The 19,578-nt window shown below is 61.4% G+C and carries 22 protein-coding genes; 14 read left to right on the forward strand and 8 right to left on the reverse strand.

The window, feature by feature from the left end:
• On the reverse strand, positions 1 to 215 hold a 215-nt coding region (locus P3T21_RS06865; protein ID WP_429255180.1), incomplete at its 3' end, for a transposase.
• Between the two features lie 61 nt (positions 216 to 276).
• On the opposite strand from P3T21_RS06865, the gene P3T21_RS06870 reads away from it, so the two are divergent.
• Positions 277 to 558: a hypothetical protein gene (locus P3T21_RS06870; protein WP_429255181.1), complete on the forward strand. Its 282-nt coding sequence runs from the start codon at positions 277 to 279 to the stop codon at positions 556 to 558.
• Positions 558 to 1,001 carry a DUF2471 domain-containing protein gene (locus tag P3T21_RS06875; protein WP_429255182.1) on the forward strand — a complete coding sequence of 148 codons (444 nt, stop codon included), beginning with the start codon at positions 558 to 560 and terminating at the stop codon, positions 999 to 1,001. The genes P3T21_RS06870 and P3T21_RS06875 overlap by 1 nt, the downstream gene beginning before the upstream one ends.
• A 496-nt stretch (positions 1,002 to 1,497) precedes the next feature.
• Here P3T21_RS06875 and P3T21_RS06880 read toward each other — a convergent pair whose 3' ends face one another.
• Positions 1,498 to 2,418, reverse strand: coding sequence for a LysR family transcriptional regulator (locus P3T21_RS06880; protein WP_429255183.1), 921 nt, complete (start codon positions 2,416 to 2,418; stop codon positions 1,498 to 1,500).
• 144 nt (positions 2,419 to 2,562) lie between these two features.
• On the opposite strand from P3T21_RS06880, the gene P3T21_RS06885 reads away from it, so the two are divergent.
• The 5 genes from P3T21_RS06885 (at position 2,563) to P3T21_RS06905 (ending at position 6,000) form a co-directional block, all read left to right on the forward strand.
• Positions 2,563 to 3,831: an MFS transporter gene (locus tag P3T21_RS06885; protein WP_429255184.1), complete on the forward strand. Its 1,269-nt coding sequence runs from the start codon at positions 2,563 to 2,565 to the stop codon at positions 3,829 to 3,831.
• Between the two features lie 117 nt (positions 3,832 to 3,948).
• The gene (locus P3T21_RS06890; RefSeq protein ID WP_429255185.1) at positions 3,949 to 4,284 is read left to right on the forward strand and encodes an ArsR/SmtB family transcription factor; all 336 of its coding nucleotides are present in this window, start codon (positions 3,949 to 3,951) and stop codon (positions 4,282 to 4,284) included.
• Positions 4,281 to 4,766 (forward strand): ArsI/CadI family heavy metal resistance metalloenzyme, encoded by a 486-nt coding sequence (locus P3T21_RS06895; RefSeq protein ID WP_429255186.1) that lies wholly within the window; start codon positions 4,281 to 4,283, stop codon positions 4,764 to 4,766. Before P3T21_RS06890 ends, P3T21_RS06895 begins: the two co-directional genes overlap by 4 nt.
• 26 nt (positions 4,767 to 4,792) lie before the next feature.
• A complete protein-coding gene (locus tag P3T21_RS06900; protein WP_429255559.1) occupies positions 4,793 to 5,287 on the forward strand; it encodes an arsenate reductase ArsC in 495 nt (164 codons plus the stop codon).
• A 5-nt stretch (positions 5,288 to 5,292) separates the two neighbouring features.
• Positions 5,293 to 6,000 carry an aquaporin gene (locus P3T21_RS06905; RefSeq protein WP_429255187.1) on the forward strand — a complete coding sequence of 236 codons (708 nt, stop codon included), beginning with the start codon at positions 5,293 to 5,295 and terminating at the stop codon, positions 5,998 to 6,000.
• Between the two features lie 154 nt (positions 6,001 to 6,154).
• Here the strand turns inward: P3T21_RS06905 and P3T21_RS06910 are convergent, their stop codons facing one another.
• The 3 genes from P3T21_RS06910 to P3T21_RS06920 all read right to left on the reverse strand — a co-directional run bounded on the left by P3T21_RS06910 (position 6,155) and on the right by P3T21_RS06920 (position 8,243).
• Entirely contained in the window at positions 6,155 to 6,457 is a 303-nt protein-coding gene (locus P3T21_RS06910) for a hypothetical protein (RefSeq protein ID WP_429255188.1), read from the reverse strand.
• 260 nt (positions 6,458 to 6,717) lie between these two features.
• Entirely contained in the window at positions 6,718 to 7,101 is a 384-nt protein-coding gene (locus tag P3T21_RS06915; protein WP_429255189.1) for a VOC family protein, read from the reverse strand.
• A 356-nt stretch (positions 7,102 to 7,457) separates the two neighbouring features.
• Positions 7,458 to 8,243 carry an SDR family NAD(P)-dependent oxidoreductase gene (locus tag P3T21_RS06920; protein WP_429255190.1) on the reverse strand — a complete coding sequence of 262 codons (786 nt, stop codon included), beginning with the start codon at positions 8,241 to 8,243 and terminating at the stop codon, positions 7,458 to 7,460.
• A gap of 93 nt (positions 8,244 to 8,336) precedes the next feature.
• On the opposite strand from P3T21_RS06920, the gene P3T21_RS06925 reads away from it, so the two are divergent.
• The 3 genes from P3T21_RS06925 to P3T21_RS06935 all read left to right on the forward strand — a co-directional run bounded on the left by P3T21_RS06925 (position 8,337) and on the right by P3T21_RS06935 (position 10,382).
• Positions 8,337 to 9,206: a LysR family transcriptional regulator gene (locus P3T21_RS06925; protein ID WP_429255191.1), complete on the forward strand. Its 870-nt coding sequence runs from the start codon at positions 8,337 to 8,339 to the stop codon at positions 9,204 to 9,206.
• Positions 9,207 to 9,521: 315 nt separating this feature from the next.
• Positions 9,522 to 9,890, forward strand: coding sequence for an antibiotic biosynthesis monooxygenase family protein (locus P3T21_RS06930; RefSeq protein ID WP_429255560.1), 369 nt, complete (start codon positions 9,522 to 9,524; stop codon positions 9,888 to 9,890).
• Between the two features lie 12 nt (positions 9,891 to 9,902).
• The gene (locus P3T21_RS06935; protein WP_429255192.1) at positions 9,903 to 10,382 is read left to right on the forward strand and encodes a MarR family winged helix-turn-helix transcriptional regulator; all 480 of its coding nucleotides are present in this window, start codon (positions 9,903 to 9,905) and stop codon (positions 10,380 to 10,382) included.
• 364 nt (positions 10,383 to 10,746) lie between these two features.
• On the opposite strand, the gene P3T21_RS06940 is transcribed toward P3T21_RS06935, so the two are convergent.
• From P3T21_RS06940 to P3T21_RS06950, 3 genes are all read right to left on the reverse strand, one after another.
• Complete coding sequence (locus P3T21_RS06940; protein ID WP_429255193.1) at positions 10,747 to 11,580, reverse strand: sugar phosphate isomerase/epimerase family protein; 834 nt, start codon at positions 11,578 to 11,580, stop codon at positions 10,747 to 10,749.
• A gap of 110 nt (positions 11,581 to 11,690) precedes the next feature.
• Positions 11,691 to 13,472, reverse strand: coding sequence for an FAD-dependent oxidoreductase (locus tag P3T21_RS06945; RefSeq protein ID WP_429255194.1), 1,782 nt, complete (start codon positions 13,470 to 13,472; stop codon positions 11,691 to 11,693).
• 11 nt (positions 13,473 to 13,483) lie between these two features.
• Positions 13,484 to 14,332 carry an IclR family transcriptional regulator gene (locus P3T21_RS06950; protein ID WP_429255195.1) on the reverse strand — a complete coding sequence of 283 codons (849 nt, stop codon included), beginning with the start codon at positions 14,330 to 14,332 and terminating at the stop codon, positions 13,484 to 13,486.
• Between the two features lie 353 nt (positions 14,333 to 14,685).
• Between P3T21_RS06950 and P3T21_RS06955 the strand changes: the two genes are divergently transcribed.
• From P3T21_RS06955 to P3T21_RS06970, 4 genes are read left to right on the forward strand one after another with little or no spacing between them, the layout of a single operon-like run.
• Positions 14,686 to 15,282: a hypothetical protein gene (locus P3T21_RS06955; RefSeq protein WP_429255196.1), complete on the forward strand. Its 597-nt coding sequence runs from the start codon at positions 14,686 to 14,688 to the stop codon at positions 15,280 to 15,282.
• Positions 15,236 to 15,949, forward strand: a complete 714-nt coding sequence (locus tag P3T21_RS06960) for an ABC transporter ATP-binding protein (protein WP_429255197.1) — start codon at positions 15,236 to 15,238, stop codon at positions 15,947 to 15,949. The genes P3T21_RS06955 and P3T21_RS06960 overlap by 47 nt, the downstream gene beginning before the upstream one ends.
• On the forward strand, positions 15,942 to 16,637 hold the full coding sequence (locus tag P3T21_RS06965; RefSeq protein WP_429255198.1) for an ABC transporter ATP-binding protein: 696 nt from the start codon (positions 15,942 to 15,944) through the stop codon (positions 16,635 to 16,637). The genes P3T21_RS06960 and P3T21_RS06965 overlap by 8 nt, the downstream gene beginning before the upstream one ends.
• Positions 16,634 to 19,300, forward strand: a complete 2,667-nt coding sequence (locus P3T21_RS06970; RefSeq protein WP_429255199.1) for an FtsX-like permease family protein — start codon at positions 16,634 to 16,636, stop codon at positions 19,298 to 19,300. Before P3T21_RS06965 ends, P3T21_RS06970 begins: the two co-directional genes overlap by 4 nt.
• Positions 19,301 to 19,578 lie beyond the last annotated feature (278 nt).

Below are 19,578 nucleotides of genomic sequence, written 5' to 3' on the forward strand. Positions count from 1 at the left end.
CATTGAAGATGGCACGATCGGCAGATCAGTCGGGAACGGCTGCCACGGTAAGGTTCGTGCCGGTATCCGCAGCGAGGACATTCAAATCCGTCTCGCCATCGCAGCCGCTCGATGTATTGGAGACAGTCGTCTTCGGTGGCAAACCATTCCTCAAACTGGGTCCACGTTCGAGGATAGTCCTCGCCAGCAGTAGGCATGTGCAGGGTTTCTTTCATCCTGCAATCATGGCCGAATTGGTGCTAACAGGATAGCCCTTTTTTATATACAGGATCGGTCATGAACCAACTCATCCGCATCTTGAACGACGGTGATCGCGACACGCTTGCGTGGCTGCGCAAGCATGTCGGAGACGTGCGCGTGGCTGCTGCTGCGCGACATCTAGGAAGCAACGGCAAACCGTACCTGTCTGCGGTGTGCCGCTATCTTGGCGTACCTCCGCCAACGCCTCATCAACATAGCCGGCCCGTTGAAGACTGCACGGTCGGCGACAACTATCTTGCCCAGATCCGCCAGTTGTTGGCACAGCGAAACCAAACGTTGTTGAAGCATCAACTTTGATGCTGCGAGTTACCGCAAGCCCTCAGGAAAATAACGGCATGACTAACGACTCTGCTCTTGATATGGATGTCCACGACACCAATCCTGTCGCCTTCGAACGCGCCCTCCGCAGCGCGTCGCTCGACCTCCAACAGATCATTGCCACGGTCGCGGGTCGTTATCTCGAGAGTGGCCGTCGCCGTTACTCAAATGGCGCGCGAGTGCCGACCTGGCGGACGCTGCTGACAATCGAGGAACAGGTCTTTGAGAATCGGGGCTTCCGGTCGAGGCACAACGAGACCGTGCGCTCGACGTTTGTCCGGTTTGAGGACAGCCGTTTGTCCGGGATGGATCTGGACGAACCCGTCGACTGGCGACGTGACGACGACAACTTGCCTGCCGTGTACCTGCTCGTGCGCGCACTGGTACAGGCCGACGCTACCGACATGGCCACTCAGGACTGATGCGCCGATATCGGCCGTTATAGTTTTGGATGCGCTCCAGAAAGTTCAAAGTTAAACGAACAAAACTTCAGATAGTTCAAACTTAAGTGAACCGCGGGTTCAGAGTTGGCTGAGCAGGACGCCCCGAAAGCTTCGTCCAAGCGGCATGACCAGTTCAAAGCTAATTGAATCTCGACAGTTGCTGTCGAGATTCAATTAAGCCTGAACCTTGCACTGCGGAAAAACGCTGGCGAATCGCAATAATTCCCTTTAAAAACAGGGTTCCACCTGTAGGTTCTTGCCGCCGTCAAACTGGACATCGATCACTCGCGAACAGGCCGATCGACGACCAGATTCCTCGAATTTTCTTTGCAATCGTCCCCCAGGGAAATCCCTTGATTCACTGGCGGCCGCGAGTATTTCGCTCCAGCCTGGACACGATGGCCGTACCGCTGGTGGAAGAGACGAGAGCGCTGTTGCCATGCTGGCGAAGACGACGGCGCGCCCGCCCCGGCAGTCAAGCCGTCTTGACGTCGGCGAGTTCGCGCGACGTATGAGTGCGTAGGCGCGGCGTCACGAAGTCGAGGAAAGCACGCAACTTCAACGGCAGGGGCGCTTGTCCTTTATGCACGAGATTGATGGGCAATGGCGCCGACTCAAAAGTGTCGAGCACGACGCAAAGCGCGTTGTCACGTATAGCGTCTGCAACCTGGTAGGACAGCACACGTATCAGTCCAACTCCGCGAATCGCGGCTGCGATAGCTGCCTCCGCCGTATTGACTGCAAGCCGTGAATGAACGGGCACGGACAGCTCTGACTTGCCGGACCCGAAAACCCAGGCGCGCATGGACGCGAGGACCTCGAAGCTAATGCACTCATGCCCGGCGAGATCGCGTGGTCTGGCCGGCACGCCATGCGTTGCCAGATAGCCGGGACTTGCACATATGACCCGGCGGACCGTTCCGACTCCCGTCGCCATCAGCGTGCTATCGGGCAATTCGCCAATCCGGATCGCGACGTCGGCGTGCTCGTCCATCAGATGCACGACGCGATCCGTGAGCACCAGGCTAATGTCGATCTCCGGATAGTGCGCGAGAAAATCCGCAACCACCGGCACGACGTGCAGGCGCCCGAAAACGACGGGCGCGGTGACCACGAGCTCGCCTTTAGGCGAGGCGTATTCACCCGTCGCCGCGCGCTCGGCCTCTCCAATTTCTTCAAGAATGCGCCGGCACGCGGCCACGTATGAACTCCCGGCTTCCGTCAACGAAAGTTGTCGCGTCGTGCGGTGAAGCAGACGCGTCTTCAGATGCGACTCCAGTTCCCCAACCTTGCGGCTGACCGTTGCCAGCGGCATGCCGAGGCGACGCGCGGCAGCCGACAGGCTGCCCGAATCAACGACAGCGACGAGGGTAGACATGGATTCAAGACGATTCATGGAGTCTATCAAATAACGGAAGGATGATTCCCAATCGTGATGGATTCTCTTAGTAAATGCAAGTGTGTAACGTTCGACATCAGGCTCTGGACCGCAGCAAGTCGCTGCAAATGCTGGAGAGATCGAAATATCAAGGAGAATGCCGTGAGCGGCCTGCCCACCACACCCGTTAGTCCATCTACGCCCGCGGTAGCGTCGCGCGGCAAGGTCGTCATGATGGCGATCATCGCCGGCGCGGTGATCACCAACATCTATTGCACCCAGCCGATCCTGCCGTTGATCGCAGCGGGCCTGCGGGTCAACCTGACGACGGTCGATCTCGTCGCCGGCTCGGCGCTGCTCGGTTTCTCGAGCGGCCTGGCGTTGCTGTTGCCGCTTGGCGACCGCTTCGACCGGCGCAAGCTCGTGCTCGGTCAGATCGCGCTCGCCTTCATTTTCGCCCTGGCGGCGGCGCTCGCGCCCGGCATCTGGGCGCTGATCACGGCTTCCTTTGGTCTTGGCATCGTCAGCTGCGTGCCACAGCAACTCGTGCCCTTCGCGGCCGTCATGTCGCGGCCGAGCGAGCGAGGGCGTAACGTCGGGACGGTCGTCAGCGGCATCATGGTCGGTATCCTGCTCGGCCGCACGATCGCCGGCGTGGTCGGTTCGGCTTACGGCTGGCGCGCGGTCTACGGGCTCGAAGCTGTGTTCATGGTCCCGGTCTGGATTGCCGCCGCTTCGCTCCTGCCGCGGGGTGTGCCGTCCACGAATCTTTCCTACGGACGCCTGCTTGCATCGCTGTGGCCACTGGCGCGGGACAATCGTCCGATTCGTGAATCGATGATTATCCAGGCGCTGTTGTGGGCCTGTTTCAACGCCTTCTGGGTCAATCTGGCGGCACTCCTTGCGAGCGGACCATGGCACCTCGGCAGCGCGTGGGCAGGCGGCTTCGGCATCATCGGCGCAGCCGGTGCGTTTGCCGCTTCACTCGGCGGCCGCGCCTCCGACAAGCTGGGGTTCCGCACTGTCATTGCGGCCAGTATCGGCATCGTTACGCTTGCCTACGTGCTTCTCTCCGGCGCGGCGACCTCGCTCACTTTCCTGGTGATCGGCGTCATTGTGCTCGATATCGGCGTGCAGGCCGGGTTGGTGTCCAACCAGACTCGCGCCTTCGCAGTCGATCCTAAAGCGCAGGGCCGCATCAACAGCCTCTATATGACCGCCACGTTCTTTGGCGGCGCCCTCGGTACGATCGTGAGCGGCTGGCTGATGACCCGCTTCGGCTGGACGGGCATCGTCGTCTTTGGTATCGCGCTCGGGCTCATCGCTTCTGCAATCCACTGGATCGGCACTCCTCGCAGCACAGAGGGCCGGCAACATCCGCGTCCCGACACGTCGATCACGGCGGGCCGGATCTCATCGAACCCAGATTGAGGTCAGCCATAGAGAATCTGGTAGCCGGAGGGCGCCGTGGGTCAGGTTGCCGCCGGCTTTGCGCGCGACAGCCAGACATCAGTTTGCAAATTTCTACATTTCGACTATCATTGAAATATGGAAACAAACCAAACCATTACCGCACTGGCTGCGCTTGCGCACGAATCAAGGCTCGCCGTCTTTCGCGCCCTCGTGCAGGCTGGCCCGCAGGGCATGGCTGCGGGCCAGATCGCCACGCTGCTGGACGTAGCGCCGTCGTCCCTTTCCTTCCACCTGAAGGAGTTAGCGCACGCGCAGCTCGTAACGGGCCGCCAGGAAGGCCGGTTCGTTATCTATTGCGCGAACTTTGCCACCATGAACGGCCTGCTGGCCTATCTCACCGAAAACTGCTGCGGCGGCAACCCCTGCTCGCCGGAATCGGTGTGTTCACCCACCCGGGAGAATCAGTCATGAAGCATTTTCACGTTCACGTTGCCGTCACCGATCTTGCCGACAGCATTCGCTTTTACACAGCGCTGTTCGCGGCTGAGCCGACTGTCGTCAAGGGCGATTACGCCAAGTGGATGCTTGATGATCCGCGAATCAATTTCGCGATCTCGCAACGGGGAGCAACCCCGGGCCTTGATCACCTGGGTGTACAGGTCGAGAGCGAAGCGGAACTTGCCGAGATGCACGTGCGCCTTCAAGACGCGCAATTGTCGGTCGATGAGCAGATTGGCACTGCCTGCTGCTACGTCCGCTCCGACAAGTACTGGACAGTCGACCCGCAGGGCATCGCATGGGAGTCGTACCACACGCTGACCGATATCCCGGTGTTTGGCGAATCGCACGATAAACCGGGCAGCAAATCCGCTGACGATGCTTCCGCATGCTGTGCGTCGGCGCGAAGCACGCCAGCTGTGATCACGGTGAAGCCTTCGTCGTCGTGCTGTTGAGGCCGGACCTGATTGACGAGGAACAGATGACGTCCAATGTGTTAATCCTTTGCACGCACAATTCGGCGCGTAGCGTGCTCGGCGAGGCGATGCTGAACCACTGGGCAGCAAAGCTCGGAAAAAAGGTTCGCGCCTTCAGCGCTGGCAGCGCACCAGGTGGTTACCTCAATCCCTTTGCAGTTGAAGTGTTGACCAACGTGGGCATCGACGTGAGCGGCTACCGCAGCAAGAGCTGGGACGAGTTTGCCGGCAAAGACGCCCCATCGATGCGTGTCGTCATTACCGTCTGCGACAGCGCAGCCGAAGAGACGTGTCCGTACTGGCCGGGCAGTCCCGTCAAGGTCCGTTGGGGGTATGCCGATCCGTCAGACGCGCGGGGTGGCGATGAGGGTAAGCGCATCGCGTTCGAACTGACCCGTCAGGCGATCGGGTACCGCATGCTGCAACTCCTCGCGCTGCCCTTTGAAACGATGAGCGATGCGGACCTTCAGCAAGCCCTGACCGTCATTTCAGGGAGTTGAGCATCATGGTCGATCTGCGGCGTAAGGTTCTCGCAGAGCTCGTGGGTACAGCATTGCTGCTCGCTGTCGTGATCGGTTCCGGCATCATGGCCGAACGTCTGGCGGGAGGCAATGTCGCGATCGCCTTGCTCGCCAATACGCTGGCCACGGTCGGCGGGTTGTATGTGCTGATCGAGGTGTTCGGCCCTCTGAGCGGCGCGCACTTCAACCCCGCCGTCAGCGCCGCGATGGCAATTCGAGGCGAGTTGCCCGCGTCTGAACTGGTGCCGTACGTGGCTGCCCAACTGATCGGTGCGATTCTCGGTGCGTGGCTCGCCCATGCGATGTTCGACCTGCCGATCCTGCAACTATCGACCAGGATGCGCGCCGGCACCGGTCAGTGGATTGCCGAAGCAGTAGCGACCGCCGGTCTGCTGCTGGTCATTCTGCGTGCGCCAGCCGGGCGTGCATCCTCAATGGTGGCGGGCTATATCGGTGCGGCCTACTGGTTTACAGCATCAACGTCGTTCGCAAACCCGGCCGCAGTGTTCGGTCGCATGTTCAGCAACAGCTTTGCCGGCATCGCGCCGGCCAGCTCGCCGGGCTTTGTACTTGCCGAACTGGTCGGTGCGGCGATCGGTCTGACTCTTCACGCTGTTTTTGCGCCGGGAAGGCATCGCAAAGGCCATCCAAACGTGCTTGAGGCTTCAGGAGAGCAAACGAAGATTCACTGATATGGGCTTTGTGAATTCGCTCGCGAGCGCGAAGCGTAGCGGGCGCGGCGTGGATCTCTGCTGCCAGCTGGCGGACATTTTCAGATCCGGCTCGAATGCCCGCAGCCGCACTGTGACACTCTCAAATCCGCGCTGCCCGCCTTAAAGAGGGTAGTCAGAAGCCGCTTCTTAACGTATTCAGCAAGTTGCCGACAGATTCGTGCTCGTTAACGGCGTTGATGATGTCAGTGATGAACCAGGGCAAAATTAATTGCGTATCGGGATCGCTGGCACTGACGCTGAGCACCGGTGGCTTTGACGTGGAGTCAGCATGCGTCACACCGTGGTTAGCGCACGGGATGCATGTATCCGTGTCGGCCGGAATATGCCGGGCCGTCTGCTTGCTGGCGGGCGACCAGGTCGAGGAGCAGCCGGCAGCGAGCACGACAAGGGCGGCGGTAGAGCGAAAGGACTTCATGAGGTGAACTCCAGCCACGTTACTTCGACAAAATGGCTGGTGACGGGTTCGTCAATGTACGGTCTCTATCGTTGTCACGCAGACTGGAAAGCCGCGATGAACCAGTTCGCGATCCTCTACGAGGACCGCTTCACCAGGAATCATTTGTAGAATGCAATTGATGACCTGCCAGACGGCAGGCTTTTATCTGCCTTGCACACAAAAATTCCGACACTCCGTTTCCCGTGTGTGGGTGCCGATTCCAGTTGAACGCCGATCTGCTAGGCACCAATTTGATAAGGGCGGGTCATGACTTCAAGCAAATGACCGTCAAGATCGTCGAAATACACTCCCCGGCCACCGTTGTGCTGATAGGTTTCGCCGGCACGTTGTTTGCCGGGGTCTGCCCAGTACTGAAGACCTCGGTCACGGATACGAGAGAAGACCTCGTCGAACTCCTCTTCACTGATCAGAAACGCGTAGTGCTGCATGGAAATCGCGCTGTCGCTTTCGAAGAAGTCGAGCGAGACGCCATTTGCGAACTGAACGACCAGCATCTGCCCAAACTCGATAGGGCTCGGCACCTGCAGGATGTCCATGAGGAACCGTGTCGATTTCTGCTTGTCGCGGCACCAGACGATAGTATGGTTTAGCTGTACGCTCATTTCGCGACCCTCACCGGTTGTGACCGAATGTCTGTTCTGGCCAGGAAAGGACTCTTGTCTCGCTACGGATACAACATAGCCGAAGCCCGATAGCATTCAAGTGAAATGCAACTACGACCGGCGTGACGGCCGGACCTGTACCACGACGAACTTCCGAAGTGGACTCGAGGCTGCCGGCCGTCCTCCGCGATAACAGACCTTCGCGAATTTCGCACATCGACCCAAAGACGTCGATGGCGGAGCGCACAAGGTTTTTAGGGCGGCGTATGTGCCCTGATGACCTATGCCTCGAATTGCATTCCAGGTCTGAATCTGCCAGCAGCATTTCACCGAGGCATCCGCCGCCACGTGATCTTTCACGACATGACGCGGCCGCCGGCCACATCCAGGGTCACGCCGGTGATCCAGGATGAGGTCATGGACAGCAGGAAGAGAGTCGCAGCGACGACATCTTCTGGACGACCCAGCCGACCCAGCGGGAAAGCGGGGATCATCTGTCGCTCCTGTTCGTCCGTGATGGCCTGCCGGGTTCGCTCCGTGAGGACCGCCGATGGCGAAACGCAGTTGACCCGGATGCCGTGCCGGCCCACCTCATGCGCCAGATGACGTGTGAGCATGATGACCCCGGCCTTGGCGGCGCCATAGCCGGCGGGTGCACCGGCGGCAATCCTGCCACCTGCAGACGCCATGTTGACAATGCATCCGGAACCGCGCGCAATCATTGCGGGCAGGAAGCATTTCAAGGTGAAAAATGTGGACGTCAGATTGTTGTCAATGCTTGAGCGCCAGTCTTGTTCTGTGATCTGCTCAAACGGCACCGGCCGACCGGTGCCGCCGCCGGCAAATGCCACGACGAAATCAGGTGCGCCAAGTTCAGCGTCGACGCGTACCCGCATCTCCTCAACCGAAGACAGTTGGGCACAGTTCGCGCGCGCAGCAATCGCTTTCCCTCCCGCGGCGCGCACGGCGTGCACGGTTGACAGAATCGCCGTTTCGTCGCGACCGTTGACGGCAACTTTCACGCCGTTCTTCGCAAGTGCCAGGCACGTTGCGGCTCCGATTCCATGTGAGCCGCCGGTAACGACGGCGACCTTTCCCTGAAGATCGGGAAACGTGGGGACGACTGACGGTGGTGTGGCCATGGTGGCATGCCTCCTGGTAGTGTTGATCGGACTCTAAGGCGGATGTAGACTAAAAACAAATCATGTGTTTTCGGTCTACGCATAAATATTTTTATGTCTCAGCTGCTCTACCTTCGAAGCTTTCTCAGCGTCTACCGGCACAACTCGATTTCGAAAGCTGCCGACGCACTCCATCTGACTCAACCCGCTGTATCGCGACACATCAAGGTTCTGGAAAATCACCTGAAGTGCAAGCTGTTCGAGCGCCTGCCGCGCGGCCTGGCGTCGACACCGGCTGCCACCGAACTGGAGCGCCAGGTGGGATCCCACCTGGACGCGTTGCAAAGAGTCGTAGATTCAGCAGGCAGTAAGAACGCATCGCTGGAGGGCATCATTCATGCAGGATCAACCAGCGGCTTCGCAAAACTGATCTTCTCTGGCCTCGCGACCCTCCCGCAGTATGGAATCCGTCTCGATTTGCGCTTGGCACCGCCCCCTGTCCTGATGAAGGCTCTAGTCGACGGGGAACTGGATTTTGCCGTGACACCGGCACGAATTCCCCACAAGGCAGTCGAATACGATCTCCTGTACGAAGGCGCCTTAATACTGGTTTGTGCGCCACGCTGGCGTGAGCGATTGCTCCGGACAGGTGCGCCAGGCGGGGTGCCGCTGATCGAAGTCCAGGGTCCGCTACCTGCGCTCGCCAGCTATTGGCGCGTGGCATTCGGGCGGAATCCGGACCTCCCCTCGGTCACCGTCCCGGACTATCAGGCAGCGCTTGACGCTGCCGCTGCAGGAACCGGACTGTCAGTCGTTCCCGAGTGCCTGTGCAGCGACATGCTGCAAACGGGTCAGTTGATCGGTCGAAATGCCAGAGCCAAGGCTCGAATATCCCTCTACATAGCTCGCAGCAAAGGGAGCGCTGGAGTCGACCGGGTCAATGTGAGTCGTCAACTTCTTCTCGACGCAGCACGAAACTGGTAGCTCAGTAGTTGCACGGCCAACTTTTATCGCTGGACCTATGCAATGACCGCTTCAACTGAGGCGTTCGTCCCATGCGACGAAGGTCCTATCCTCGCAATTCCGGCGAACTGACCTTACCCCGCCGGGCGCACCACTCGTAAGTTTGCTGGCTCGCCGGTTTTGGTTGATGCAATTGCCGGAATTGGTCCGACGCGTAAAGCGACAGCTCGGGAAAAAATCATCATTGACAACCGGTTACCAATAACGGAAACTGGTTGTCATTCGGTGAAGCGTCCTCAACGCCCTGCCGCCTATTACTTTCTTCAGGGGAAAATCATACCCACGTTTGAACCACTCGATCCCCGCATGCCGCTCAGCCAGCAACTCGACGAGTCGGTTTCGCCGGCCGTCCTGGTCAATGTATTCACTGTCGATCCGGCCGATGCCGACGCGTTGCTCGCCGCATGGGAAGCTGACGCAAACTGGATGAAGCAGCAGCCCGGCTATATCTCCACGCAGTTGCATCGCGGCATCGCCGGCAGCAGCGTCTTCATGAACTACGCCGTCTGGGAATCGGTCGCGCACTTTCGCGCTGCATTCACGAATCCGGAGTTTGCCAGCAAGCTTCGCGCTTACCCGTCGAGCGTCACGGCGAGGCCGCACCTGTTCACCAGGGTCGCCGTACCCAACATCTGTACCGACTAGTCGAGGCTAAATTTGGATCGCAAACCTATCGCGCCGGGCGACGTCCTGACCCAGATCATGACGACGGTTTTTCGGGTCAACTCGCTTCTCCTGGACAAAGGCGATCAGCTCGTGGCGCCCCTGGGTATGACGAGCGCGCGCTGGCAGGTCATGGGCGCGATCGCTTTATCCGGCCGGGCACTTTCATGCCCGCAGATTGCAGCCGCGATGGGATTGACCAGGCAGGGCGCGCAGAAGCAACTGAACCAGGCGCAACGAGACGGATTGATTGCGGCGCAGGAAAATCCACGCCACGAACGCTCGCCCCTCTACGAGCTGACCGACGCTGGCCGTTGCAGTTACAACGCCGCGATCGCTTCCGAGGAAGTGTGGGCGAAAGCGCTCGCTAAAACCATGACTCAACCGGACCTGGAAATTGCGCTGAATGTACTTGAGACGCTTGCTGCCCGCCTGCAGTCGACACCTCTTCCGGTGGCGTCATCGAATCCATAGTCCTGGAGTCGGAGCGTATTTTCCGGCCGGGCATGTAACTGTCCAGCGTCCGGTCCTGCCCGGTAGCGACACTTGATCGGCCTGATCCAAACCTTTCTTTTTCCTTTCTGTTGAGATCTAATAGGCGCCGTCCCTCACCTCAACGGAGCAGCGTATGTCACCCTTTATGCAAGGCGCAGTCACCCTCGGCGGCTGCATCAGCGTTTTTGCCCTCGTGGTCAGCGTGATCGAAATGCTCGCTAACTGAGACGGCGGCCCGCAGCGTGTGCGTTCGAAGAAGGGTATGCGGACGTCTGGCTGCACTCGGCCAGCCCGGCCATCATGGTTCGCGATGCTCCGTTTCGGGCTGCCGACCGGCAGGTGATCAGTTCCGCCCATAAGTTTTATCGAGCACGGCGAGCGTCGCTTCGCGTAGCCTTCGTGCACGCTCGACGGCCTTCGCCGTCTTCGCCCAGGTCTCCATCGGCACTTCGATGCTGATCGGCACACCGTCGGGCAGCGCCAGCAGAATGCCCGCGAGATCAAGGCCACCCTCGCCCGGAATCAGCCGCTCGCAACGCGCCTGATAGAGCAGCGTCTCAAGATCCTTCGGACGCCCGGCGGGCGCATCGCAGAACTGCAGGTAGCCGAAGTATTCGCGCGGCAGGGAACGCAGCTCATCGGTCGATGAGCCCGCGCGATCGAAGTGAATCGGATCGACGATGAGACCCGTGTTCTGCTTCCCGGACGCCTTCACGATGCGCGCGGCCTGCGTGACGTCTTTCGCGTCAGTCCAAGGCATCGGTTCGAGAGAAGGCGTGAGCCCGAACGGCGCGGCAAGATCGCACAATTGCGCCAGGTGTTCCGCTGTACGCACTTCGTCGGGATCGTTGCCGGCCACGAGCAGATAGCGCGCGCCAAGTTCGGCCGCGGTTTCGAGCATCGGCTTGTAGCCGGCAACGTCGGTATCGGGCTTGAGGCGAAGAATCTCGGCGTCGAGCACGCGCACGCCGGTGTCCTTCAGGCGCAGAAGCGTCTCGCGTTTCAGCGGCGTATCGCCGATGAAGTCGTAACGCACTTCATGCCCGGTCGCGGGTAGAAGCCGCAGGCCGACGAAATCGTAGCCGGCCTCGGCCGCGCACTCGACCATCTGCGGCGGCGTCAGTTCGATCACCGTCAACGCAGCAAGCGACAACGGGCGATGATTGTGCTGTGACATGTCTTCTCCATTTAGCGCGGCGGCGAATCGGCTTCATTCGCGCCTCCCCGCTGTGTGATTCCCGCTTTAACGAAATATCTTTTCGTATTGCATTGAAGCTGGACTTGCCGTCAGCGGGTGGACAGCGGCGCCGGGTCCGCCGCCTGTGCTGTCCTGCTGACGGTGTCTACCCCGTCATTACCTTCGTAGCCCGTCACACCCGCCGCGTGGCGGCCCGCCACATAACCGAAGGTCATGGCCGGACCGAGATTGATGCCGCCCGACGGGTAGAAACCGCCCATCACACTGGCCATATCCGTCCCCACCGCATAGAGGCCGGCAATCACGTTGCCCTCCTGATCGAGCGCCTGCGCGGAGCCGTTCGTCTTCAGGCCGGCGAACGTTCCGAAGCTGCCCGGGAACACCTTCACCGCGTAAAACGGTCCCTGTTCGATCGGCGCGACGCACGGATTCAGGCCCTCGTGCAACGGGTCACCGCCCTTGCGGTTATACGGTGTCGAGCCGCGTCCGAAGTGCGGATCCTCGCCGCGCCGCGCGTACTCGTTGTAGACCTTGACGGTCGCGGCCAGGCCTTCGGGCGCGATACCGCAACGCCTTGCAAGTTCCTCGATGGTCGCGCCGCGCTGCAGATAGCCACGGCGGATGAACGCGCCAACCGGAACCGGGAAAGGCCGCGCGTAACCGAGGCCATATCGGCGCAGAAAACGGTGATCGCAGATGAGCCACGATGCGACTTCCTGCCCTTCAGGCGCCGCCGCGATCATCGCCGAGGTGTAGTCGTAGTAGCCGTCTGCCTCGTTCACGAAACGCTTGCCGCTGGAAAGCACACCAATCACGCCAGGCTTTGCACGGTCGATGATGTGCGGGAAGTGGCCAATGCTTCCGTCCGGATGCGTGACCCTCGATACGGGAGCCCATGCCGCAGCCGATGCGACATCCGTCACGAGATAACCGCCCGCGGATTCACCAAGACTGATGCCGTCGCCCGAACAGCTCTCGGGCGGCAGCGCCAGGTGTTCACGGCCAGTCGGCGTGCGCGGGAAGAGCGCCTTGCGTCGTTTCACGTCGTTAGGGAAGCCGCCGGCCGCGAGCACGACGCCCTTGCTCGCGCGAATTTCGACTTCGCCCTTTGCCGTCGTGACCACCGCGCCGCGTACCGCACCGTGTTCTAAAACGAGACGCTTTGCAGGCGCGGACTCCATCAGCGTGACGCCCAGGTTCTCCGCCGACTTCGCGAGGCGTGCAACCAGCGCGACGCCATTGACCAGTTGCATCGCGCGGCCGTAGCGCGCCAGGTCGAGCAGGTGCCGCGTAAAGCGCTTCGTCACGTGAATGAACGACTTGAGCGAGCGCGTCATGCTCAGGAACGCCATGAGGTCCGCACCGGCCATGATCGGCATGCCCATGAACGAAGTCTCACGCATCGTCTTGCGCAGACGCTTGATGAGCGGTCTCACCAGCCGTCCGTCGTACGGCGCGGCAATGACCTGGTGGCCTTGAGTTGCTGCGCCTTCAACGTTGCCGTGAATATCCGGAATGCCATTGCCGTCGACGAATTGCAGCGCCGTGTGCGCTTCGAAAAAGGCGACCATGTGCGGGCAGTTGTCGAGAAACGCGTCCACCCGCACTGGATCGTAGCGCTCACCCAGCTCGTTCCTGAGGTAAGTGCGCGGCTGTTGCGGGTCTTCGATAATCCCCGCGCGCCTCGCGAGCGGATTGCCTGGCACCCACATCCAGCCACCCGACCACGCGGTCGCGCCGCCGAATACGGCATCTTTCTCGACCACCACCACCTTGAGACCATGCCACGCCGCAGTGACAGCGGCGGCCAGACCCGAGGCGCCGGAACCCACGACGAGCAGATCGCAATTCATCTGCGCCGGATTGTTCATTTCCACAGTTGCTACGAGATGAGCCCCTGTCGGGCGCTGAGTGCTGCCATGGCCGGGTTCATCAGGGCGGGAGACCCCGGAATGAGATGACTGATTTCCTCTACGGCTTCCAGAAGGAGCGGCGCGTATTCGTGCAGGCGCGCTTCGGTCAGGCGAAACACCGGGCCCGCCACGCTCACCACACCAATTGCCTTGTCGCTGACCGGGTGCACGAGCGGCGCGGCCATCGCGGACATCCAGTCCGTGAACGTCTGGATCGCCACTGCGTACCCGCGCTGACGGGCCAATTCAACGCGTTCGAGGACTTCGGCACCTGTCTGCGGCGCTGCGGGGCCGAACTCATCGGGCGTGCCCAAACCCTGCGCTTCAACGAGCGCGAGTGCTGCTTCGTCGCTCATGCACGAAAGCCACGCATAACCTGTGGCCGAGCAGGACAGTCTCGCTTCCATGCCCATGTCCGGGTCGTACCGCAGCCCGGAGCGGGCACCCTGCGCACGGGCCACCCAGGTCAGTCGCCCGTTGTCCGCAACCGCAAGTCGCACCAGTTCACCGGTTTCCATCGCGAGCCGGTTGATCACGGGCTGGACAGCATCCACGAATCCGCTCACCGACAGATGCCGAAAGGCAAGGACCTGAATCTTCGAGGTCAGGACGTACGTCCCGCGCTCCTCTTCCTGACGCACGTAGCCGTGACCGGAAAGCGACGTCAGCAGCCGGTGCGTCGCGCTGCGAGGAATCCGCAGGTTCTCCGAAATAGCGCTCAACGGCAGCCCGTCCGCACTTTCTGTCAGTAATTCGATGATTGCCAGAGCACGGTCCAGGACGCCGGAGTAGCTGAGCTCCTGCGAAGTGCTTGCCATTTTTGCCTCCCTAGCGTGTTGTCTGCGGGGTAAACACCGTGTGGAATTTTATCCCACAATATATGGAATACTATTCCACATTAAAAGGGCCGGTGTCAATATCGATCCCGGCGCTTCACTGACCGCGTGATCCCGATCGGCACACCTGGCCGAAGAACGCCCGGGGTATATGCGAGCTTCACACCAGGCAAGGCGGCTAAGCGTGTCCTAAGGTTGGCGGACTATGGTTTGAATCTGGATCGTACGAACCAGCGCTCCTGCAGGAATAGACCTGCGGTCATGTTTTTTAGATCGCTGGGGCGCTGAGCGTCGGTCGCCGTCACCTGCTCCGACGCGACCGCATGGAGGGACCGATGCCGAAGCCAGCCCGTCAGCATGTACTGCGCAATTCGGCCATTGCGCTTGCTTTCGCAGCCTTGCCCTGCACACTGCAAGCCGCCGAAGGCGGAGTGGCGACAACCGGGCAAGCCGCCACGCCCGAAAAGAGCCCGCCGGGTGACATTCCGGATAGCCAGATCTTCGTCACCTACCGGTCTCCCGCAGGCTTTTCGCTCCAGGTCCCCGAAGGCTGGGCGCGCAAGGAACGCCACGACGGCGCGAGGTTTGTGGATAAGTACAACATCGTCGAGATTAGCGTTGCGCCAGCTGCGAGCGCGCCCACGGCATCGTCGGTTACCGGGCGCGAAGCCGCTGAACTCGCCAGGACCGGCCATGCAGTCAGGATCGGTGCAATCAGAAATGTATCGCTGCACGCCGGACCGGCCGTGCTCATTATTTACACGTCCAATTCGGAACCGAACCCCGTTACGAACAAGCGACTCCGTCTTGAGAATCACCGGTATTTGATCTATCGCGGCGGCACACTCGCCACGATAGATCTCTCCTCGCCCCTGGGAGCCGACAATGCCGATCAATGGAACCTCATCGTTCATTCGTTCCAGTGGCGTTGATGAGCCTCGGCTCGAAGCGTTCGAACTCTACCGCTTCTATCACCGGGGCGACGACGAGACCGCAGCGCTCAGGGGCATCTCACTGCAACTGTGCGCAGGCGAACTCGTCGCTTTGCTGGGGCCTTCCGGCAGCGGCAAGTCGACGCTTCTCGCGTGTCTTGCGGGACTGGAGGAACCGGACGGCGGCCACGTCGATGTGATGGGCCAACGCCTCTCACGCAGACCCGAAGCGGTGCGTGCGGCCTTGCGGGCACGACACATCGGCATGCTGATGCAGTCGGGAAACCTGTTCGAGCACCTCACCGTCGAGGGCAACATGAGCTTGCAGATGTCGCTGGCTGGCAGGAAGGATCGAGGCAAACTCGGCGCGCTGCTTGAAATGACTGGCCTTGCCGGACGACGCGGCGCGCATCCGTCGCAGTTGTCTGGCGGCGAAGCGGCGCGCGCCGGACTCGCGGTGGCGCTCTCCGCCGAGCCCAAGGTGCTCCTTGCGGACGAACCGACCGCCGAAGTGGATGCGGCAACCGAAACCGTGATCCTCGATCATCTGGTCGAGCGATGTCACGGCAACCGGGACATGGCGCTGATCGCAACGCATAGCAAGGCTTTGGCCTCGCGTGCGGACCGTGTGCTCCTGATTCGCGATGGAAGGCTCGTCGATGCGTGATGCACTCATCGAAGCCCAGTCGCTCAGCCGCATCTACCGGCACGGCGAGACGCAGGTCGTGGCGCTCGCCTCAGCCAGCTTCGTCCTCGAACGCGGCGCTCGCATCGCGCTGGCGGGCCGGTCGGGGAGCGGCAAGACAACCTTGCTGCATCTGATGGCAGCACTCGATACGCCGACGAGTGGCGTGATCGCCTGGCCCGCGCTGGGTTCGCCAGATACGCTCCGCCCCGCAAAAATCTCGCTTGTGTTCCAGACACCGAGCCTGCTGGAACCGTTGACCGTGAGCGAAAACGTTGCGCTGCCGCTCCTGATGGCCGATACAGCGGATTCCGGCGCCTGCGCGGACAGTGTCGAACGCGCCGTGGCCGACGCGCTTGCCACATTCGGTCTCGAGGCGCTTGCGCAGAAAATGCCGGAGGAACTCTCGGGCGGGCAGATGCAGCGCGTTGCTGTGGCGCGTGCGTCGGTCGGACGGCCGCTCATCATTCTCGCCGACGAACCCACGGGCCAGCTCGATCAGGCTACCGGTCAGGCGTTGCTCGACGCACTGATCGCGCATCTCGCGGACACGTCGACGGCGCTTGTCATCGCTACGCATGATCCGGCTGTTTCAGAACGGATGAACACGATCTGGCACATGGAGCGCGGCGTGCTCACCGGCGCCGGATCGACGGATAACCGAACATGATCGGTCTATGGTTCGCCGGACTCGTCAGAGCGCGCAGGGGCAGGCTCGTGGGCATGGCGGCGGGCGTCGCGGTGACGGTCGCGCTGATCGCATCGCTTGGCGCCTTCATCGCGCAGAGTGTCGCTTCGATGACACTGCGGGCCGCCGCGAGCCTGCCCGTCGACTGGCAGGTGCAACTGGAGTCCGCGACGACTGACGCGCTTTCGGTCCTGCAAGCGGCGGCAGCCATCGAAAAGGCCGCGCGCGTCACCAGACAGCAAGCTGTCGGCTATGCCGATGTCGATGGTTTCGAAGCCACCACAGGAGAAACCGTACAGACAACCGGAAAGGGTAAAGTGCTCGGACTCTCCCACTCGTATTTCCGGGACTTTCCGGGTCAGGTCCGGTTGCTGCTGGGTAATCTGGATGGCGTTCTGGTTGCGCAGCAAACGGCCGCGAACCTGCACGTGAGCATTGGCGATACCGTGAGCATTCGTCGTCCGGCCCGGGCTCCGGCCGATGTACTGATCACCGGCATCGTCGATTTGCCCAACGCCGACGCGATGTTTCAGACGATCGGTGCTGCGCCCGGCGCAGTACCGCAAGCGCCCCCGGACAATGTGCTTCTGCTTCCGATCGGCGCGTGGCACCGCCTGTTCGACGCAGAGGCCACGGCCCAACCGCATGCGGTACGCATACAGCTTCACGTCGGACTCGCGCACGACGGCCTTCCGGGCGATCCCGAAGCTGCCCAGGCCCAGGTGCAGGGCGCCGCGAAGAACCTCGAGACGCGCATCGCGGGCAGTGCGCCCGTCGCGGACAATCTTGCTGCGCGGCTCGACGGCGTACGCAGCGACGCGCTTTACGCAAAAGTCCTGTTCCTGTTTCTGGGCACACCCGGCGCGCTCCTGGGCGCGTTACTGACGATTGCAGTCGTTGCGTCAGGTTCCGGACGGCGACGGCGAGATCAGGCGCTGCTACGGATCCGTGGCGCATCGCGCGCCCAGATCATGAAGCTGGCAGCCGTCGAGGCGATGTGCGTCGGCGTCGGCGGGACGCTTGCTGGACTGATTCTCGCTGCACTGTTGTCGCGTCTGTTTCCCGATGCCGGTTATTTCGGGGCTTCGTCGATGGTCTGGATTGCCTGCGCGGCCATAGCGGGCATCGTGCTGGCAAATGCCGCGATTCTCGTGACAGCCTGGATCGATGCGAGTACGACGTCCGTCACGAGTGCCCGCCGGATGACGGGTTCCATCCGACCGCGCCTCTGGCAGCGGGTCTACTTCGACCTCGTGCTTCTCGCACTGTCGGCCGTCATTTTCTGGCGGACATGGAGCACGGGGTATCAGGTTGTGCTGGCACCCGAAGGAACGCCGTCATCGTCAATCGACTACGTCGCCTTTCTCGCGCCCGCAATGGCCTGGGCAGGATCCGGTCTGCTGACCATCCGGCTGGGTCTCGCGGGATTGCGGCGTGGCCGCGGCACGCTCGCCGTATGGTTTCGTCCGCTGGCGCACTCGCTCGCCGGCGTGGCCGTCGCAGCAATGAGCCGGCAACGCAATCGAATGACGCAGGGCATCGCGCTGGTCGCATTGGCGTTCGCATTTGCGACGTCTACGGCCGTATTCAACGCAACCTACAACGCGCAGGCGCGGGTGGACGCGGAACTCACGAACGGCGCAGACGTGACGGTGACCGGGACTTCGCAGGCGCCCGCGTCAGCCAGATTCGACGAAATTGCGGCGTTGCGCGGAATCAGCGCGGCCCAACGAATGCAACACCGCTTCGCCTATGTGGGCACAGACCTGCAAGACCTGTATGGCATCGACGCCCGCCACATCGGAGAGGCGACGCGCATGGCAGACGCCTTTTTCGAAGGCGGCGATGCGCAACGATCGCTCGACGCGCTTCTCCAGCATCCGAACGGCATCCTCGTGTCCGAAGAGACCGTGAAGGACTATCAATTGCACCCGGGCGACGAGATCAATCTTCGACTTCAGAACGCGGGCGATCGTCAATATCACGTAGTGCCGTTTCGTTTTGTTGGCGTCGTGCGCGAATTCCCGACCGCGCCGCGCGACTCGTTCCTTGTCGCGAACGCCGGCTACGTCGCACAGCAAACCGGCACGAGCGCGGCGGAAATCGTTTTGCTGAAGACAACCGCGCCGCCAGAGCAGGTTGCCGCGGCAGCGCGAGCGGTGGTCGCGCCACTCGGCGCCGTCAAGGTCAGCGACATCGGGCAGGTCCAGCATATGATCAGTTCGAGCTTGACGGCCGTCGATCTGCGTGGCCTGACGCAACTCGAACTCGGTGCGGCGGCGCTGATGGTCGCAGGCGCAACGGGACTCATCATTGCATTAGGCTTCGCCGACCGGCGGCGCACGTTCGCGATTCTGTCTGCGCTCGGTGCCAGGCCGCGTCAGCTCGGTGCGTTTTTGTGGAGCGAGGCACTCATGCTCCTGGTCGGCGGGGCGGCCATCGGAACGCTGACTGGCTTTGCGCTGGCATGGATGCTGGTCAAGCTGCTGACCGGTGTGTTCGATCCTCCACCCGAGCACCTCAGTGTGCCTTGGGTCTTTCTTGCTTTCCTGCTCGGCGTGGCAGCGCTGTCGGTTGTGATTGCCGTGATCGCCGCATTTCGCGAGACGCGCGTGCCCGCCGTCCAGCGCATGCGCGAGCTGTGACACGAGCGACGCATGGACGCTCGCGACCGGCAAAAGCAGGTTGACGGCACCCCTGAGCGGCCACTTTCAGGCACGATTTACGCAAGGCCGTATGAAAACGCATGCCGAACGCAGTGCCTGGAAATATCGGCCCTTCAGATCGCGCCATTCGAAAGTCTTTTTTTGTTCTACGCTATAAGCGCGACCTGCAGCGCGTCCCGATGTTTGTCCCGCATCACGTCTATTGATGAGGGCCTCTGGATCCGCTGCGCCCGCAGAGTGTCCTCCCGCGCGATACG

Source organism: Paraburkholderia sp. GAS334 (assembly GCF_050436625.1).
GTDB lineage: Bacteria > Pseudomonadota > Gammaproteobacteria > Burkholderiales > Burkholderiaceae > Paraburkholderia.

Bases quoted from the DNA above. Each gene is read 5' to 3' on its own strand.
- P3T21_RS06915 (WP_429255189.1), bottom strand. From the start codon at position 7,101: ATGAGCGTACAGCTAAACCATACTATCGTCTGGTGCCGCGACAAGCAG.
- P3T21_RS06965 (WP_429255198.1), top strand. From the start codon at position 15,942: ATGCGTGATGCACTCATCGAAGCCCAGTCGCTCAGCCGCATCTACCGG.
- P3T21_RS06955 (WP_429255196.1), top strand. From the start codon at position 14,686: ATGCCGAAGCCAGCCCGTCAGCATGTACTGCGCAATTCGGCCATTGCG.
- P3T21_RS06895 (WP_429255186.1), top strand. From the start codon at position 4,281: ATGAAGCATTTTCACGTTCACGTTGCCGTCACCGATCTTGCCGACAGC.
- P3T21_RS06950 (WP_429255195.1), bottom strand. From the start codon at position 14,332: ATGGCAAGCACTTCGCAGGAGCTCAGCTACTCCGGCGTCCTGGACCGT.
- P3T21_RS06875 (WP_429255182.1), top strand. From the start codon at position 558: ATGCTGCGAGTTACCGCAAGCCCTCAGGAAAATAACGGCATGACTAAC.
- P3T21_RS06960 (WP_429255197.1), top strand. From the start codon at position 15,236: ATGCCGATCAATGGAACCTCATCGTTCATTCGTTCCAGTGGCGTTGAT.
- P3T21_RS06940 (WP_429255193.1), bottom strand. From the start codon at position 11,580: ATGTCACAGCACAATCATCGCCCGTTGTCGCTTGCTGCGTTGACGGTG.
- P3T21_RS06870 (WP_429255181.1), top strand. From the start codon at position 277: ATGAACCAACTCATCCGCATCTTGAACGACGGTGATCGCGACACGCTT.
- P3T21_RS06970 (WP_429255199.1), top strand. From the start codon at position 16,634: ATGATCGGTCTATGGTTCGCCGGACTCGTCAGAGCGCGCAGGGGCAGG.
- P3T21_RS06900 (WP_429255559.1), top strand. From the start codon at position 4,793: ATGACGTCCAATGTGTTAATCCTTTGCACGCACAATTCGGCGCGTAGC.
- P3T21_RS06920 (WP_429255190.1), bottom strand. From the start codon at position 8,243: ATGGCCACACCACCGTCAGTCGTCCCCACGTTTCCCGATCTTCAGGGA.
- P3T21_RS06880 (WP_429255183.1), bottom strand. From the start codon at position 2,418: ATGAATCGTCTTGAATCCATGTCTACCCTCGTCGCTGTCGTTGATTCG.
- P3T21_RS06945 (WP_429255194.1), bottom strand. From the start codon at position 13,472: ATGAACAATCCGGCGCAGATGAATTGCGATCTGCTCGTCGTGGGTTCC.
- P3T21_RS06910 (WP_429255188.1), bottom strand. From the start codon at position 6,457: ATGAAGTCCTTTCGCTCTACCGCCGCCCTTGTCGTGCTCGCTGCCGGC.
- P3T21_RS06905 (WP_429255187.1), top strand. From the start codon at position 5,293: ATGGTCGATCTGCGGCGTAAGGTTCTCGCAGAGCTCGTGGGTACAGCA.
- P3T21_RS06925 (WP_429255191.1), top strand. From the start codon at position 8,337: ATGTCTCAGCTGCTCTACCTTCGAAGCTTTCTCAGCGTCTACCGGCAC.
- P3T21_RS06890 (WP_429255185.1), top strand. From the start codon at position 3,949: ATGGAAACAAACCAAACCATTACCGCACTGGCTGCGCTTGCGCACGAA.